The sequence below is a fragment of the Virgibacillus sp. genome (assembly GCF_013393565.1).
In the GTDB taxonomy this organism is placed as follows: Bacteria; Bacillota; Bacilli; order Bacillales; family Amphibacillaceae; genus Virgibacillus; species Virgibacillus dokdonensis.
Window position 1 is genome coordinate 1 of the sequence record NZ_JABXHF010000076.1, and the last position, 18418, is coordinate 18418.

14 protein-coding genes and 1 pseudogene are annotated in these 18418 nt (G+C 35.6%); 5 read left to right on the forward strand and 10 right to left on the reverse strand.

What is annotated here, in order from left to right:
• Positions 1-1169 (forward strand): carbon starvation CstA family protein (locus tag HLX49_RS14260; RefSeq protein ID WP_296362715.1); only part of this gene is annotated, 1169 nt, incomplete at its 5' end.
• Positions 1170-1554: 385 nt separating this feature from the next.
• Here HLX49_RS14260 and HLX49_RS14265 read toward each other — a convergent pair.
• Both HLX49_RS14265 and HLX49_RS14270 read right to left on the reverse strand, forming a co-directional pair.
• Positions 1555-1725: a DUF1801 domain-containing protein gene (locus HLX49_RS14265; protein ID WP_254843934.1), complete on the reverse strand. Its 171-nt coding sequence runs from the start codon at positions 1723-1725 to the stop codon at positions 1555-1557.
• A 200-nt stretch (positions 1726-1925) separates the two neighbouring features.
• Positions 1926-2501, reverse strand: a complete 576-nt coding sequence (locus tag HLX49_RS14270) for a TetR/AcrR family transcriptional regulator (RefSeq protein WP_077702518.1) — start codon at positions 2499-2501, stop codon at positions 1926-1928.
• A gap of 623 nt (positions 2502-3124) precedes the next feature.
• On the opposite strand from HLX49_RS14270, the gene HLX49_RS14275 reads away from it, so the two are divergent.
• The gene (locus HLX49_RS14275) at positions 3125-5068 is read left to right on the forward strand and encodes an efflux RND transporter permease subunit (RefSeq protein WP_237342859.1); all 1944 of its coding nucleotides are present in this window, start codon (positions 3125-3127) and stop codon (positions 5066-5068) included.
• Positions 5025-6953, forward strand: a complete 1929-nt coding sequence (locus HLX49_RS14280) for a YhgE/Pip domain-containing protein (RefSeq protein ID WP_296362717.1) — start codon at positions 5025-5027, stop codon at positions 6951-6953. Before HLX49_RS14275 ends, HLX49_RS14280 begins: the two co-directional genes overlap by 44 nt.
• A 116-nt stretch (positions 6954-7069) precedes the next feature.
• On the opposite strand, the gene HLX49_RS14285 is transcribed toward HLX49_RS14280, so the two are convergent.
• The 5 genes from HLX49_RS14285 to HLX49_RS14305 all read right to left on the reverse strand — a co-directional run bounded on the left by HLX49_RS14285 (position 7070) and on the right by HLX49_RS14305 (position 14668).
• On the reverse strand, positions 7070-8551 hold the full coding sequence (locus tag HLX49_RS14285; RefSeq protein WP_296362719.1) for a glycine betaine uptake BCCT transporter: 1482 nt from the start codon (positions 8549-8551) through the stop codon (positions 7070-7072).
• 801 nt (positions 8552-9352) lie between these two features.
• Complete coding sequence (locus HLX49_RS14290) at positions 9353-10708, reverse strand: alanine/glycine:cation symporter family protein (protein ID WP_101933440.1); 1356 nt, start codon at positions 10706-10708, stop codon at positions 9353-9355.
• Positions 10709-11185: 477 nt separating this feature from the next.
• Positions 11186-11374, reverse strand: a complete 189-nt coding sequence (locus HLX49_RS14295) for a hypothetical protein (RefSeq protein ID WP_296362721.1) — start codon at positions 11372-11374, stop codon at positions 11186-11188.
• A 541-nt stretch (positions 11375-11915) separates the two neighbouring features.
• Complete coding sequence (locus HLX49_RS14300) at positions 11916-12929, reverse strand: DUF3231 family protein (RefSeq protein WP_254843933.1); 1014 nt, start codon at positions 12927-12929, stop codon at positions 11916-11918.
• A gap of 704 nt (positions 12930-13633) precedes the next feature.
• Positions 13634-14668: a DUF418 domain-containing protein gene (locus HLX49_RS14305; RefSeq protein WP_296362723.1), complete on the reverse strand. Its 1035-nt coding sequence runs from the start codon at positions 14666-14668 to the stop codon at positions 13634-13636.
• A gap of 378 nt (positions 14669-15046) precedes the next feature.
• Between HLX49_RS14305 and HLX49_RS14310 the strand changes: the two genes are divergently transcribed.
• Together HLX49_RS14310 and HLX49_RS14315 are read left to right on the forward strand one after the other, a co-directional pair.
• Positions 15047-15337, forward strand: coding sequence for a tyrosine-type recombinase/integrase (locus tag HLX49_RS14310; RefSeq protein ID WP_296362725.1), 291 nt, complete (start codon positions 15047-15049; stop codon positions 15335-15337).
• A 143-nt stretch (positions 15338-15480) separates the two neighbouring features.
• On the forward strand, positions 15481-16083 hold the full coding sequence (locus HLX49_RS14315) for a site-specific integrase (RefSeq protein ID WP_296362727.1): 603 nt from the start codon (positions 15481-15483) through the stop codon (positions 16081-16083).
• Between the two features lie 604 nt (positions 16084-16687).
• Here the strand turns inward: HLX49_RS14315 and HLX49_RS14320 are convergent.
• From HLX49_RS14320 to HLX49_RS14330, 3 genes and pseudogenes are all read right to left on the reverse strand, one after another.
• Entirely contained in the window at positions 16688-16816 is a 129-nt protein-coding gene (locus HLX49_RS14320) for a hypothetical protein (protein WP_296362729.1), read from the reverse strand.
• A 132-nt stretch (positions 16817-16948) separates the two neighbouring features.
• Positions 16949-17323 (reverse strand): immunity 22 family protein, encoded by a 375-nt coding sequence (locus HLX49_RS14325; protein WP_077702510.1) that lies wholly within the window; start codon positions 17321-17323, stop codon positions 16949-16951.
• A 12-nt stretch (positions 17324-17335) separates the two neighbouring features.
• Positions 17336-18418 (reverse strand): annotated as a pseudogene (locus HLX49_RS14330) (hypothetical protein); the annotation flags it as partial.

Consider the following 18418-nt stretch of genomic DNA (forward strand, 5'->3'; position numbering starts at 1 on the left):
TACTTGGATCGATTTTTGCTGGGGCAGTTCATGATTATTTAACAGGGATGATTTCTATACGAAACAAAGGGGCACATATTCCTGAATTAGCGGGGAGATTTTTAGGCAAAGCGTCAAGACATATTGTAAACGCCTTTTCTCTATTATTGTTAATTTTAGTTGGAACCGTTTTCGTTACTACGCCAGCGTCACTTATTGATATATTGCTAGATGAAAAGATTGCCTTTTCTATTATTTTAGGAGCCATCTTCCTTTATTTCTTTCTATCCACGATATTGCCAATTGATAAAATAATTGGTCGAATATATCCAATACTAGGCGCTATTCTCTTATTTGGAACAATAGCGATTGGAATTTCGTTATTATTCTCAGATTATAAAATACCAGAGTTACACCTTACCAATATGCATCCGGATAACTTACCAGTAATTCCATTGTTATTCTTTACGATTACTTGTGGTGCATTATCTGGTTTTCACGCGACACAATCACCGATTATCTCGAGAACAACACAAAAGGAATCGCAAGGACGTTATATTTTTTATGGCATGATGATTGCTGAGGCTATCATTGCAATGATCTGGGCAGCTGCTGCTATGAGCCTTTTTGATGGACAAACCTTAAGCGGCATCATTGCAGAAGGTACTGCATCTGCTGCAGTAAATGAAATCGCGATCACATTGCTAGGTGCAGTTGCAGGAACAATTGCTGTACTTGGAGCAATTGTTTTACCAATTACCTCCGGAGACACTGCATTTCGTGCCGCACGCTCCATTATTGCAGATTATTTAAATATCGGACAGAAAAAAGTGTTTAACCGGTTGTCCATTGCTATTCCTTTATTCGTTATTTCATATATTTTAACGAAAATCGATTTTAATATTTTATGGCGTTATTTTTCATGGGCTAACCAAGCAACGGCCGTAATCGCTTTATGGATAGCTACGATGTATTTATTTATGAAAGAAAAAAATTACTTCGTATCGATGGTGCCAGCTATTTTCATGAGTTATATGGTGTTTGTGTATATTTTAAATGCGCAAATCGGTTTCCGACTTGATTTGAATGTTTCCTTTATCGTCGGTGCTGTGTTAACTATTATTCTTACTTTCCTATTCTTTAAAAAAGCAAAAACGAACAAAGCAAATCAATTGAAAGTAGATATGTAAATCTTGAAGCGTGCTGATAAAAGTTAGTTTTCATATTGGCACGCTTATGTTTTTCTAATTTTGGATGAGACTACAAGCCTTTCTCGTTCTTATTGCCAATTTTACATTTGACTAATTCCTTCATACAATTGAATCTAGTCCGCTACGGACATTTTCGAAACAAGCTCACCAATTACTGATAGGGAGTTTTTTTAGGTTTGGTAAATCGAATACAGCTTTTCCTCCCTATATTTAATTTTGTATTCATATAATTGGGGTACTCGCCTTTAAACCACGTTAACCATTTTTGATCTGCATAAATTCCCATATGGTATACAGCCAAATGATTTTTTTGTGCTGCAATATTAATAAATGTATGGGTGTGTTTTTTTTGCAATGATAGCCGTCAGGGTAAATAGATAGAGGTAACTACATAGGATGGCATACCATACTGCATTACTAACTCAAATCCATCAGGGATCTTTTGGTCAATTGTTTTTTTCAATTCTACAAAAGCGTCTTTCCATCTATCTTCTACATTATTTATATAATTGCTAACTTCATTTGTGTGATGCATTGTCTTTCACCCTTCGTTATTACTATCCATTTCAGTGAAGCTAAAAAAGTACTTTACTTCTTTGAAACGCGAACTTTAATATAGATTAAATAGATACGAAACCATCGCAATAGCTAGTATAAAATGCGATGGTTTGGTTGCTTTCAATCATTAACTTTTACAATACGTCATTTCGTTCATAATTATTTTTTCACTTCTGTTCATCCACTTCCTTCTACCCCTCTGATTCCATTATTAGCAATGTTATTAATAATTTCAGCAATCTGCTGGGGCGGTTTATCCATGTTATTCACTAACCAATTTTTTATTACATGAATACTACCACTAACGATGAAGGTACTAATATATTCTGATTTGGATTTTCCAATTTTATTTTCGTCCAACCAATTTTTTATTAGGAAGTTTCTTGCCACATTCATTAATTTGCTTTCAAACGATGTATTCTCACTTTCATTCAGAAGTGTATGACAAATGCAATATTTTGTAGCGACATACTCTAATAACTTCTCCGTCGTTTGCAATGCTTGTTTTCTTTCAGCAAAATTTTGTTGGCTTAAATAAGAATTCAAACCTTTTATAATTTCTTCTTCTATATTCATCAATAAATCATATGGATCTTTGTAATGCGCATAAAAAGTAGAACGATTAACATCTGCATGCTTACAAAGTTCCTTTACTGTAATTGCTGAAAGATGCTTTGTTTTTAACAATGTAATTAAGCTATCCTTCAACACCATTCTTGTATACTTTATTCGACGGTCCACTTTTTCAATCATATAACGCCACACTTTCTTTTAAAAATACTTTGCTTTTCGTTAAGTTTGATGCTGCATGTTTAATTATACTATAAACCCTAAAACCTTATATATCGTGCAAAAATTTACGACTCACTTGAGAACAAAGCGCGGGCATCCGTTTAGCAGTAGATAATGGAACGAATCAAAGGAGATAAAGAAATGGCGCGAACCGATCATAGGACAATGGCATAACGTCGCCTCGTTGGTGAGTGATGGAGTCGGACTGGATGCCCAATTATTACCATGTATACCAACCCCCACTTCATACTCACCTATACCATTAGACATACTTGTCCTTTTGTCAATTTTGATTATGATACAACGCTGCCATTTTGCTTATGCGCTAAAGCGTAAAAGTTTTCTGCTTTCCTATAGTGAAAAAATGATGGATTTACCGCACAATTTAGTAAACTATTTGTTGTTTATCCAACAAAGTGTATAATATAATAATAGAGGCTTTCAATTATATACGCAAGGGATGGTGGACACCGATTGATTGGATAACAAAAATTATCAGACATAAAAAAGCCGTCGTTATTACGTTTATCACACTAGCTATCATTAGTGCACTTGCACAATTTGCGGTTTCCATAAATTATAGTATGGTTGATTATCTTCCAAAGGACTCCCCATCAACCATTGCCATGGAAACGATGGAGGAAGAATTTGATGGTGCTGTAGCTAATACACGCGTCATGATAAAAGATATAGAAATTCAAGAAGCCTTAGAATTCAAGCAAGATCTAAAAGCAATAGATGGCGTTTCTGAAGTTACATGGCTAGATGATGCAATTGATACGAAAACACCGATTGAAATGGCGGATAAAGATACGGTTGATTCCTATTATAGAAATGGAAATGCGTTATTTTCTTTCCATATTGCAGAAGGGAAAGAAGTGGAAACGACCGATGAAATCTATGAATTAATTGGGAAAAAGAACTCTATGGCTGGTGAAGCACTAGATACAGCAACCTCCCAAAAAATGACGGGGAAAGAAACAATGTATGCAGCTGCATTACTCATACCAATTATTATCATTATTCTTATTCTATCGACGAGATCATGGGCAGAACCTGTTTTTTTCCTAACTGCCATCGGCATTTCTGTCATTATTAACTTAGGAACCAATATATTTATCGGCGAAATATCATTTATCACCCAATCCGTTGCTCCTATATTGCAGTTAGCGGTTTCGCTTGATTATGCGATATTTTTACTGCATAGTTTTGGGGATTATCGCAAACAAACAGACACACCAGCAGAAGCCATGCAGATGGCGATGAAACGCTCGTTTCCAGCAATTGCAGCGAGTGCTTCCACCACATTTTTTGGCTTTATCGCCTTAACCTTTATGGACTTCGAAATTGGAGCAGATCTAGGACTTAATTTGGTGAAAGGAATTGCCCTTAGCTTTATTAGTGTCATGGTATTTCTACCTGCTTTAACGTTGATGTTCTACCATTGGATTGATAAAACCGAGCACAAACAATTACTACCAAGTATACGAAACGTTGGAAAAACATTAAATAAACTTCGTGTACCAGCACTAATTGTTTTATTAATCTTCATGGTGCCAGCCTTCTTAGGTCAAAGCCAAACCAATTTTTTATATGGCATTGGCGAACAACCCGAAGCGTCAAGAGCATATAACGACGAAGTAGCCATTGAAGAAGTGTTTGGAAAACATACACCGATGGTTTTACTACTTCCAAAAGGCGATATCGCAAAAGAAAAGCATTTCGTGCAAGAATTGAAAAATTTTCCAGAGGTAAAAAGTACTGTATCCTATGTGGATGCTATTGGTCCCGCAATACCTCCTAACTACTTAGATGAATCCGTAACAGCGCCATTCTTTTCTGAGAATTACAGTCGAATCATCGTTAATACGACGGTAGATACGGAAGGTGAGGCAACGTTTGCTTTTATTGATGAAATTCAATTGCTTACCTCGGATTACTATGAAGACAATTACCACATATTAGGGGAAAGCGTCACCTTATATGATATGAAGCATGTAGTTGAAAAGGATAATACGGTGGTTAACCTGTTAACTGTAATAGCCATTGCTACTGTGTTACTCATTACTTTCCGGTCACTCTCTTTTCCGGTTGTTTTATTAGTCACGATACAATCAGCTGTCTGGATCAATTTATCAATTCCATATTTCACAAATACGCCACTCGTTTATGTAGGATATTTGATTATCAGTACCGTACAACTGGCAGCGACAGTGGACTATGCCATTCTTTTAACAGAAGCGTATAAAGAAAATCGCAAAGAAATGCATGCATTACCAGCCATTAAGAAAACAATAGATGAGAAAATATTTTCCATCGGCGTATCCGCTTCAATTCTATCCAGTGTAGGATTTATTCTATGGCTGACCTCGTCCAACCAAATTGTTGCTTCTATCGGACTTTTATTAGGTAGAGGTGCGTTGCTCGCATTTATCATGGTCGTGTTAGTATTACCTGCACTGCTAAGCCTACTAGACCGCGTTATTGAAAAAACAACATGGAAAGCAAACTTTTACAAAGGGGAGTGATACGATGCGCCTATTAGCAAATATTTATGGTAAAACCCGTAGCTTGACTTCTACCTTTCCGATAGTGAAGAAAATAAGTCTACTGCTGTTCATTTTTATGCTCGTAGTGGCGTTTCTTCCTTCTGCCGTTTTAGCAAATGATGATCCAGCAGAAAAAGAATCAAAAAATTCTACAGACAAAGGCGAATACAAAACAAAAGATGAAGTCATTTACGGTAATATGCGCGCCAATGGGCAAATGAAAGAAATGTATGTTGTCAATACATTTCAAGTAACGAAGCCCGGAAAAATAATTGATTATGGAGCGTACAGTTCTGTCCGAAACTTAACAAACTTACTAGATATAGAAAAAAACGGAAACAAAATCCAATTTCAAGCCGAGGAAGAGAAGGAATTTTATTACCAAGGAAATATGCCAAACAAACCACTTCCTTGGGATATTTCGATTACCTATATTCTGGATGGTAAGGAAATACAAACCGAGGAATTAGCAGGTAAAAGTGGTGCGCTAGAAATACAAATTTCCACTTCCAGGAATGAGGACGTAGATCCAAAGTTTTTTAACAATTATTTGTTACAAATTGCCGTAACGCTAGATCCAACAAAGTTTGATAATATTCAAGCTCCAGAAGGAACAAAAGCAAATGCAGGTCAAAATAAACAAGTCAATTTTACCGTGATGCCAGAACAAGAAGAAGATTTTATTATTTCAACCGACGTGTCAGAGTTTGAAATGGATCCAATCGAAATAAATGCAGCTCCCTATTCCATGTCCATCGAGAGTCCTGATACAAGTGGTGTAACTGGAGAAATGCAGGAGCTAGCAAATGCAATAAGTGACATACATGCAGGTGTTGGTGATTTAAAAACAGGCGTATCGGAACTAAATAAAGGTGCACAAGGAATTCGTGATGGTTCCACAGAATACAAAAACGGCATAAATGAATTAAACCAGTCATCTGGTGAATTAGTAAGCGGATCTGCGTCTATTAAAGAGGCATTACACACCATGAACCAAACGGTACAACAAAGTACGAGTAATATAGATCTCAGCTCCATTCAAGCGTTACCAGCCCATTTACGAGAAATTGCAAATGGATTGGAAGAATCAACAAAAGCTACGGATGGTCTGAAACAGAATTATTATCAAGCAAAAGGTCAATTAGATAAAGCAATGCATGCCATTCCGTCCGATGCAATTACCGAAGCGCAAATAAAAGAATTAAAAAATAGTAACGCCGACCAAGAAGTTATTGAACAATTAGTAAATACGTATCGGGCAGCAAACATCGCTAAAGAAACCTATAACCAAGTAACAGGTGCATTCGACGGCGTAACTGTAGCATTGGAACAATCCTCTAGCGCAACAACGGAGATGGCAAAAAACTTAAGGCAAATGGCTAAGGAGATGGAGCAAACATTGAATTCCATGAATCAACTGGACATGATGGACCAAATTCAAGAAGGGTTTGCAACATTTAATGATGAATACGAAACATTTCATAATGGATTAGTGGACTATACAGATGGTGTAGAAGAATTAGCTACTTCCTATCAAGATTTGGATGCAGGTATACAAGAGTTAGCAAAGGGAACAGCAGGCACAAGTAATGGCATCAGTGATTTATATACAGGTACAAAAGAGCTACGAGAAGCTACGAGTAATTTACCAGGTCAAATCGAACAAGAAACCGAAGAAATGATGGAAGAATATGATAACTCCGACTACAAACCAATCTCTTTCATTTCCGACAAAAATGAACAAGTAGAAGTCGTACAGTTTGTCCTGCAAACAGAAAGCATTGAAATCCCTGAGCAAGAAGAACCTGAACAAACAGAAGAAGAAAAAGGCATCTGGGAACGCTTTTTAGATTTGTTCCGATAAAGTGAGGAATAGCCTGCTTGTTTTATGACTACAAGCAGGCTTATTCTACTATATTTAATAAATGAAACGTTGGGATTACCATGGTGATAGTGAAGGTTTTTAGAATAAAATTTTTTCTACTGATTTCTGCCTTTGTCTTTTTTCAGTGCTTTATAAAAAGAAACAATCATCAATAGCATAATAAACGAAAATGGCAAGGCGGCGGAAATAAGTGCATTCTGCAATGCTTGTAAACCACCCGTATATAACAATACAGCAGCTATAGAGGATTGTGCAATTCCCCAAGCAAACTTTACCGCTGTCGGTGGTGTCATCGATCCATTCGTTGTCTGCATCGCTAAAACAAAGGTTGCGGAATCAGCAGACGTAATAAAAAAGGTACTAATAAGCAAAATGCCAAGTAATGACAAAATAATACTTAATGGCATTTGGTCAAACAACCCAAATAAAGCTTGTTCATCCGGAAGTGCTGCTATATTAGCACCCTTATTCTGTGCATCCATCCCTGAGACACCAAATGCTGAAAACCAAAGAAAGCCGACTACTGACGGTACAATTAACACACCTGACACAAACTCTCTAATGGTTCGCCCTCTAGATACTCTAGCAATAAAGATTCCAACAAATGGTGCCCATGCAATCCACCATGCCCAAAAAAATACCGTCCAGTTCATAACCCATGCTCGCTCTTCTTCATTATGCGGAGATAGACGAAAGCTTTCAGAAGGCAATTGCTGTATATATAAGCCTATCGTGTCTGTAAAAGAATTAAAGATATATAAAGTCGGTCCAAGAATTAAAGTTGCCAAAAACAACGCTGCTCCCAATCCCATATTCGCATTACTTAAGTAACGAATCCCTTTACTTAAGCCTGTATATGTAGATATCATAAATAAAACAGTCACAATCAAAATAATAATAAATTGTACCGAAAACACAATCGGTATATCAAACAAATAAGCAATACCACCGTTAATTTGCGTAGCACCAAACCCAAGTGTCGTTGCTACTCCCACAACAGTCGCAAAAACAGCAATTACGTCAACCGCTTTCCCTAAAGGCCCTGTCATTTTATCACCAAACAACGATTCCAGTGACGAACTTACTAAACCTGGCTTTTCATGACGAAACATAAAGTAAGCGAGCACTAATCCAATTAATGCATAAATCGCCCATGCATGAATACCATAGTGAAAAAAAGTCACACGTAGCGCATCTTCAAAAGCCTCTCTAGTACCAGGCTCTGCCATCGGAGGAGTTTTCATATAATGAGAAACAGGTGAGGCAACACCATAAAACACAAGCCCAATCCCCATTCCCGCACTAAAAAGCATGGCGAACCAAGATAGATAACCGAATTCCGGTTTTTCACCAACTTTACCAAGCGTTATTTTTCCATACTTGCTAAATACAAGGTAAACGCAAAACACCACAAACAGTGTTACAATTAATAAATAATACCAGCCAAAATGATTCGATATAAAGCGCATAACCAAGCTTGAAATTTTTTCAAACTTATCTGGCAGGACTGCTCCCAATACAGACAACGCAGCAGTAATGGCTAATGTAACCCAAAAGACAATCGTTACTTTTTTCATAAGCTAAGACCTCCTAACGAAAATCATGCATGCACTATACATTAGTTTTTCTTACCTGCATCGTTCTATACTTCGCGATCCTTTCTTTGCCTTCTATTTAGGAGAGCTGCCTTTTTAGCTACTTTAATCAAAGCGAATACTTTTAAGCTCTCCATTCCTAGCCATAAACTTCAAGCCAAACCAATAAATAGTAGAATTATAATACGCGCTACTGCTTTTTTATTGATTTAAGGTGTAGCCACTCGTGGATAATTGTGAACTTCAGCGACTTCATGGTGAACTTCGAATAACTATCTTGTGAACTTCAGCGAATTCCCATAAAACTCAAGAGAAACTATGCTGAACTTCAGCGATTTTACAAAATTATACATTCCTATAGTGGAATAAAAGTGGTCGGAGTGGGGGCAAGCGATTTTTTGACGGGCTTGAGCGATTTTTGTGCGTGGACGAGCGATTTCCGTGCGAGAGTGAGCGAGTTTCCGATGAACTGGAGCGAGTTTTTGACGAACTGGAGCGAGTTTCGCACTAGGACAAGCAATTTTCTGACGAGCATGAATGCATTCCGCTTAGAAGGTAATTTTCTCCCTTTTGCTTTAAACTCCAAAAATTGGATTAAGCACATTAGAAAAACTTGGCTTGTCGCCAAGTCTTATGGCGAATGGCATAGTTTTTCTTATACTATAACCCTTAAAACTTTTATACTTTCCTATAGTGTAAAAAAATTGCACTTTGTTGTAGACCTCTATCTAACAACAAAGTGCAATGTAACTTGTATGCAATAACTTTTTGGTAGATAAGCCCCTACGAAGCTACTTTCTGCTTTTCCTCTTTGGCTTTTTTCTGGAAACGTTTGGTTTCATAAATAATTACCCCTGATAATCCGAGTAAACCAATTAAGTTGGGCGCAGCCATTAAGCCATTCAGTACATCGGCGAGCATCCATACTACATCAAGGGTAGCGGTGGCGCCAACAAAAATGAAAAGAACGAAAACCGTACGATAAGCTCTTACTGCCATAGGATTTTTGAATAAGTATTGGAAGCATTTTTCTCCATAATATCCCCATCCCAAAATTGTCGAAGTGGCAAAAAACAGTAACCCAATTGTAATAATATATGGACCTGCTCCACCAAGTAAAGTCTCAAAAGCTGTAGACGTCAACACACCTGCTTCGATGGAACCATCTCGCCAATTACCAGACATAACAATAGTAATTCCAGTAATTGAACAAACGATAAATGTATCAATAAGAACTTGCGTCATCGAAACGAGCGCTTGTCTGCCAGGTAAGTCCGTTTTAGCTGCTGCAGCAGCTATAGGAGCAGACCCTAAACCTGCTTCATTGGAAAACAAACCGCGGGCAATTCCAAATCGTATCGCTGCACCAATAGCTCCCCCCGTTGCAGCCTCGCCTGTAAACGCAAATGTAAAAATCGTTCCAAGTGCTTCTGGTACAAGATTAATATTCATTATCATAACTATAATTCCAGCAAGAATATAAAACAATGCCATAATAGGCACAAAAAATGCAGTTACCCGTCCAATCCATTTAATACCACCTAAAATAACCATACCAGCAAAGATAACTAGCACAATACCAGTGACCCAAAACGGAACAGAAAATGTATCATGCATTAAATCTGCAATAGCTTTAGACTGTGTTCCATTACCAATCCCAAAAGCTGCAAGAGAACCAAATACTGCAAACAGAACACCGAGCCATTTCTGTTTTAATCCGTGTTCCAAATAATACATTGGACCACCAGCCATATTTCCATTCGCATCTTTCACACGATACTTTACAGCTAAAATTGCCTCACCATACTTCGTCGCCATGCCAAAAAATCCAGCTAACCACATCCAAAAAATAGCACCAGGACCACCCATCACAACCGCCGTGGCTACTCCAACAATATTACCAGTACCAACTGTTGCAGCCGAAGCAGTCATTAACGCCTGAAAGTGGGAAATATCTCCCTCTGAATCTTTATCCTGATTTCTGGAAAAAGCAAGCTTTAGCGCATAAGGTAACGAACGCACCTGCAAAGCACCAAGTCTAATTGTTAAATAAATTCCAGTACCTACTAGTAGTACAAGTAATGGTATTCCCCATACAATACTGCTCATCTGACTTAAAAATTCTTCAATTTGCGCCATAAGCATCCTCCTTCTTTTTATTTGTACTATGAAACAAGCAAACGCATCTCTTCCTTATATCTTTTCAAAGAGTTGTACTTTTTACCTATTATTCTAAGTAAACCGAAAATTCAGCATGATGTCAAGATTGACTTTTTGTGAAATATGATTATTTTAGACAAGCTTCTACTATAAATCGTAAAATTCCACACTTATTATAGCGAAAAAAAGCTCTCTTTTTCTTAGAAAGACACGATTATCACCAAAAATATCCATACATAGTTGTAGTTGATCATAACTATTTTTATCCTTTCTTTTAGTGCAAGCTAACTAAAATTTAGTTAAAAAATACACCCCTTATAGAAAAGCTCCATTTAATTTTTCTTTTACTTTATTTTTAACCATTTATTCGTTTCCCACTGGCTGCTTAAATACTTTTCAGACTCTCCTGTATTTGCGTTTAAAATCAATGGTTTAGAGACATAGTTGAAATCTATATCAATCTTCCATAAAGGTAGATACACCAACGAATAATTTAACAATTTTATGTTTAGGTTTTTTCAAAATATAAGAACGGTTAATTTGCGTCCTTTGTACATCCTTTATATATTTTTCCACTTCATATGCAGCTTTAATTTTTGGGCTTATTACTTTATTTTCATCTACAAAACGTCTCGATATGCGCATATCGCTAGTTAATAACCCTCTATAGCCTGATACAGCATCAATAAAGCAGTTTACGGAAGATTGTTTAGGGGGAAACGGCTTTCTATCTGCAATGGAAGCAAAAGCCAGTAAAATACTTAGTATAAGTAGACCATGGATCTCTATTCCAAAATTAAAAAATTTTACTTATAATAGCGTGACCATCCATTCAGCAGGAGGTTTTACTTTCACCTCCGATTGTGAATTTCTTGAAGTATGAATCATATAGCACCTTATATTCGATAAAATATGTATCTTCATACAAAAGAAGAAATACGAAAAACAGGTTATCTTAAAAATGGACTTGCTATTGACTAAAAGGATCAAATTGTGCTCAAAAAAATCAATATTACAGTTCATGCCTTGTCCACAAAGGGTTAGGGCAGTGATACATTATGCCTCCCTTGATTAATCTTAGTTTCATCACCATTCAATAGAGTTAATTAAAAGCAACAATATGTAAAAATAACCGAAATAGCTTTATGTCTAATAGTTTCGGCGTTTTTCTTGCTGCTCCTACACCCTATTCCTTATTCATCGCAAGTTCTTTACGATCAACTGCTTCTGGTGGTTGCTCCATCCACCCATATTTAATCATAATATTTGTACCGTCCTCTACATACAGTCCAATATCCTTTAGAAACCGAACATACATCGCCCCAAGATCACGCCTCCCATTAAGCGAAATAGCATTTGCATACGATCTTATTTTCATGGAAAACATATCTATTTTATGCCACAACATTAATTTATCCGAAAAAGGAGTATAAGTAGAAGTACTTACCAGATCGTCCAATAACGGAAGCGATGGCAAGTTATCTTTGTGTAGATGTTGTGTACTGGCCTCTATATGTTTATTGGTAAGTTCCTTTCCTCTTAAAAAGAACTTTTTAACTTTCTCCGTTTGGGATACTTGACTAAAACCAATTAATAAACATTTACTTGTGACATTATTTTCAATATTATCGTGAAGATGTGAAATCTCTAATGCATGAAGTGATCTTATATCTCCAAAAAAGCCATTTAAATATTTTTGTTTTTTTATAAAATCAACTTTGTCTGGTGTTGGAATTTGTGGAGACTTTTCATAATACCCTTTTGCGATTAATATTTTATTAACCTCATTTAATAAATTTACTGCGGAGTTAAACGTTTTAATAAAAAAATCCCTTATATCTTCTCTTGTCATTATAGGGATTGCAATCGAATAAATACTCATTCCAGCTTTACTAGTGTATTTCAAGTAATGAAGATAAAATTCATCCGAAAACAACCTAGGAGCACCTAAATTCACATCTTGATCCGTAAATCCTATAGGTATAGGAAAATTTTCTTGAATAAATATATCTTTAATTTTATTCACAAGCTTCTCACTTAAATTTAAGGCATTTTTTACAACTTTTTTGATATCTTTATCATCGATATGTTGAAGATAATAACGAAGAACGCACTTGGCCATCGTATTCCCTGTATAAGTTACCCAAAGTTTTCCCATTTCAGCAGATGTTAATCTTATATGATTGTAATTATTCTCCATTGTACAACCTCCAATAATATAATACATCAAAAAATAATATGCCCATTATTGGAAAATATATGAGAGAACAACACCTTATATTTTTAGAACCAAAAACAAAAACAAAAGCACTTGCCACTTAATCAAGTACCTATAGTTTTCATGTGGTAAATAATCTAGATCCTTCGTTGTAAAGTTATTAACTGCATCCAAATTGGTTTACCTTATATAATTCATCATTAGACTAAATGTCCAATTTGCAAGCATACTCTTGAATACTCGATATTTTAAACTGCGTCACTTATCATCTCCCCGCCATTAAAAATAATTATTAAAAAAGAGACCATGAATAATGAATGGTGTATCAATCGGAATATAAATTAAAGCTGAATATTATAAAATCTCGATGGGAAATAAAGCTATCATTCAATAAAAAAAGATGGCCTACATTAGTGATTAATACACCAAAGTGCCACCTCTTTTGTCATATCAGAAGAGTTATTATAAACGATGTGGATTGAAGCGATTAAAAAGGTGAGGAGGGAAAAAACGGATCCACGGCAATACATTTCTTAGATGATATGATATGTATTAAAGCACCCTGTTTCCGCAGAGCGCTTTTTGTTTTGAATGAAGACTATTAGCCCTCATAAGTAATAAAAGGTGCGCAACTTTATATTGATTAAATACCTAGATGGTCTCTTACCTTAACTTTCTACGTTTCTTTATTTTCGTATTGAGAGCCATTTCCCATAAGTTCCGCATCGCCAAAGCCACTCTAACGGACCATACTTAAAATACCTAAGCCAAAATGCAGAAATAATGATCTGCGCTATCACTACAAGTACACACGTAATTGTTGCGGTGATATATGAAACTACTGTACCAGTTGGAATAAACATTGCAATAATAACCAATATAACAGATTGACCTATATAATTTGTAAACGCCATTCGTCCAAAGGAGTTCAATGGTGATAACAATTTCCTTGCTAAAGGCTCAAGCAAAACAAGAAAGCTAACATAAAAAACAGAGAAAAATGGTGTGAAAGTAAAAGACAAGTCCGCAAAGTCATAAAAATCACGATTTGATGATACTTGTGCTTCGGTTAATTCAACGCCATCCATATTACTTACTAACCCATCAACAGGAGCTTTTTGCCAAAGAAAAGCGACTGAAATAATAGTTGCAACAAATGAAAGAACAGCAACTATCATCCACGTTTTTCGTTTTTTAATATAAGACTCAATTACACGATATTGTCCAAACGCTAGACCTAGCATCATTAAAGGTAAAGTCATAAGCAATTTTGCTCCAAAAAAGCTCCCTGTAATAACACCTGCTATACCTAAAATTAAATTAATATGTTTTGGAAACTTATCAAAGAAAACAACAGGCAATCCTAAAATTGCATAAATCAATAAAGCTTCACCAGGGTTTATTACTTGATGTATTCCTCCTGCTATACCAAGGATTAACATACGTCGAATAAAAAGAGCATATGGTCGATCGTTCTTTTCTTTAGCCCTCGATAAAAAAATCCAAATCCCTAATCCAAACAGAAAGGAAAATATAGTGTAAAAACGTCCTTCAACAAATATATATAAGAAACGCTGAACCAAAATATCCTCCTGCGTTCCTGATAAGTTTATGTTTGAACTCCAAAATGCAAGCACATTAACAAAAGGAAGTCCAATTAAGGCAAACCCCCTAATTAAGTCAATGACATTAATTCGATCCTTCTTTATTATTGGTTTCATTATTATTTACCTCTTTCTTATAAATTTCACACATAGATTTATAATAAAAGAGAAACGCAAGATGGTATATTGATTCCCATTACAATCAACTTACAATTTTGTCATGTTTCAATAATTATTATTCATTTTAAAATGCCCGACATACAAATTCTTAATAGAAATATGATTAAAAAACAATACAACTAAACATAATAAAAAAGAGATGGCAATCAATAGTGAACAATACATCAACACATGGAAAATAAAGGTATTTTTTATTGGTTGCTGGATTTGATGGTTTCTTGCTTTCATATTTTTTAAAAATGTAAGGTTTTCTCTTCCTGTCCCTCTGTAATTTGGTACCAAATTCTTTAACATATCGGCCTTGCTTAATTCTAGATGTTGAGAATGCGTACAGTCCACGTTCCACGAACAAGTAAAAGGAAAGAAATCACACGACGAAGATTTAAAGGCAAAGCTGAAAAAGCAGCAAAACAATTAGCTAATGGATTGGATATGGGGATAGGGGTAAATGAAAATCCTATTACGTTTAACCAATTTGCTCTTAAATGGTTGGATTTGTATGAAAAAGAACGAGGCGCAAAACCTGGTACTATAAGGATAAGAAAACATGAGATTAACAACCTAAACAAGTACTTTCAAAATATCAGAATGGTAGATATAACTTGATATATGTATCTACAAACTTTGCATAATCTAGAAAAAAATATTGCGTACCGAACCATTGATGGCATCCATAGAACCGGAGAAATGATATTTAAAAAAGCTGTGCATTAGAAGTAATTAAAAAAGATCCAATAGAATATGAATATGTGGTCAAAAAGAAAAAGACTGTTGAGGATTTAGAGAACGAAACGGATTTACCTAAATACATGGAGAAAGAAGAACTAGCTATATTTTTAAAAACAGCATACAAACAGGGATTGCACTTAGATTATCCCATTTTCTTAACGTTAGCTTATACAGGAATACGTATTGGTGAATTATGCACACTGAAAGAATCAGATTTACAGATAAAGAACGGCACTCACTTTCTTAATATCACTAAGACTTACTATAATCCTAAAAATAACATCAAACAATATGAACTAGTGACACCCAAAACAAAGAACTCTGTGCGTAAAATTGATTTAGATGAAATGGTTATAAAAGTATTGCAAGAATTAATGGAGTTTAATGCGAAGGTCAAGGAAGAATTTGCAGATGAATACTATGATAAAGGGTATATGTTTGTAAATACAACAACTTATTTAGGCTATCCAATATATCCTAAAGTAATTGAGCAGCGTATGAAGAGGTTGCTTAAGTTAGCCAATCTAAAAAATAAAACAATTTCTCCCCACACACTTAGACATACTCACACATCTTTATTAGCAGAAGCTGGGGTATCGATTGAACGAATTATGTCACTCTGATGACAAAACAACCGTAAATGTATACCTTCATACAACAGAAGAAATACGAAAAAGAGACTCCGAAAAATTCGGGAGTCTCATGAAAAATGTGCTTAATTTTGACTAAGTGTGGTCAAAAAAATCAGTATTGCCGTTCAACCCTTGTTATATAAGGGGTGAGGGGCATGATTTACATCATGCCGCCCATAATTCAGTTGGTTATTCACAGTTTCATCACCATTCTATTAAGCTATTCAAAGTAAAGTATATGTAAAAATAGCTTATATAGTTTCAAGGTATTTCGCACTTTTATTTTTAACTGTGATATTTGTGTGAGATCTTACGGAAACCTCACATATAATATACTTAAACCTAAGCTTGCTTCTAAAATTTATTTTACCCACACATCCATAATACACTCAAAAGGCAAACGTTGCCCAGCTATACTTTGTATTTATTTTGTTACCTAGATTATAAAATTAATTAAAATCCGTGATCAAAGTTTATATTGTATAAATCAACCCACTCTATTATGATTTGGAACTGATTTAAAGGTGATAAAATCTTTTATTATACGGTAAGCTGTTTCGCGATCAACATAACTACATGTAGGTACTCTCATTGGCTATCCGCCTACTAAATGTTCAACTGTTTTTATCTCAACATTTTTATTAATTGGTACTACATAATCTGGATGTTGCATAATAAAAAACTCATACGGTTCATCAAAAAGAATATTAATTTTTCCTCGCAACCATCAACCTCAAAACACGAATCACCACTACCTTGTTTCCAATAACCTTCGTCATTATTAAATATGAGGTTTTTTACAAATGTTTCAGCCGAATTTTCAAGAGGACCGCCTGTTGGCCCATACACAGTTATCTTACTCATAATTTGTAGCGGCTATAAAATCAAAAACACCAGCTGAGCTAATTTCATTGTTATATTCAAAATTATATATTAAAATTACTGCATTATATACTCCCTTTAAGTTCATACTTTTCTTGATTTTCGGAATAATAATTTCTTCATACGAACATCCCTCTAATAATGTGGAAATATCCTGACTACCATTTTTATAGACAGCTTTTTCTATAGTATCCTCATCTATTTCGTCCATATCAATATTAAAATCGATAAAGAATTGGGAAGGGACAGATTCGCCATCCTCATCATACGTTAAATCTACATACTCTTCTATAGAATCTTCATCACTAATATTCCCTAACCAAATAGAAACCCATCCTTGTTTTTCCATTACATTATCCTCCTACTTTAATCGTAGACCTTCGGGTAAAGATGAAACTCCACCTTCTAATCTATAATTAGCCCAATTATTAAGTCGTCTAACAAATGTATTGTAGTCACTAGAAGTATCTATTATAGCTAACAATTCATTATGTGCTTTAGTTGAACCTAATCCACCATGAACACCGTTCGGATTGACAAATTTAACATCGGATATAGCTGTTCTTAATTCTTTAATCTCTTCAGCACCAATATTCCAATACTTAAATTGCGGAGCCCTAGAAACTAAGTGCCATTCGTGTAAACCTCCAGGTGCTCTAAGTTGACGTTCAATTTTCTTTCTAATCTTTTTATCCTTCCAAAATTCATCTAGTTCACTAATTGTAAGGGAATTGAAAAATTTATTGAAGTTACCACTCTTTGCAGTTGGTATATCATCAACGTTTATTTTAGGTATATCTTTAACAACATTTATTCCTTTAGTCTCTACTCTTTCTTCTCTACCATTCTGTATCTTGAGCATCTGCGGCGTAGTACCCTCTGCAAAATCTTTATCTCTAAGTTTAAAGTTTGCACCGCCAGTTGAAAGTGCATAGTCTTTACCAAAAGTGAACTTCTCTGTCACTTTAGCCATTCCAGCTTTAGCTGCCTCTATCTTTTTCCGATAATAATTACCACTAAAAGGCTTACTATCCAATAACTTCGGAGCTCTTCTTGCTGCGCCTGCACCTAGTTTTGCAACGCCTGAAGCTCCTTTGACAGCCAAACTACCTGGTATTAAGGCAGGAATGGTCGCACCAGTAACGTACATAACTCCTTCACTTTCCACAGTATCTGTGAAGACTTGGGTAGTTGATTCCACTGCACGTATAGGGTCTTGTAAGAATTGTATCGCAGCTTGTGTGTAGGCATCAACTGTTTCATCTGCACTTTCTTTTAACCAAGATGGCTCCACAGGATCAGGTACAACGCCAGATACGGCAACAACACCTGCATCCTTAACTACGGTTAGCAGTCCCGTGACCATGCCAGCAATGCTGTTGACAATTCCTTTTTCAAAATCATCGACAGCTTTATTAACACTACTGACAACGTCCATGACACC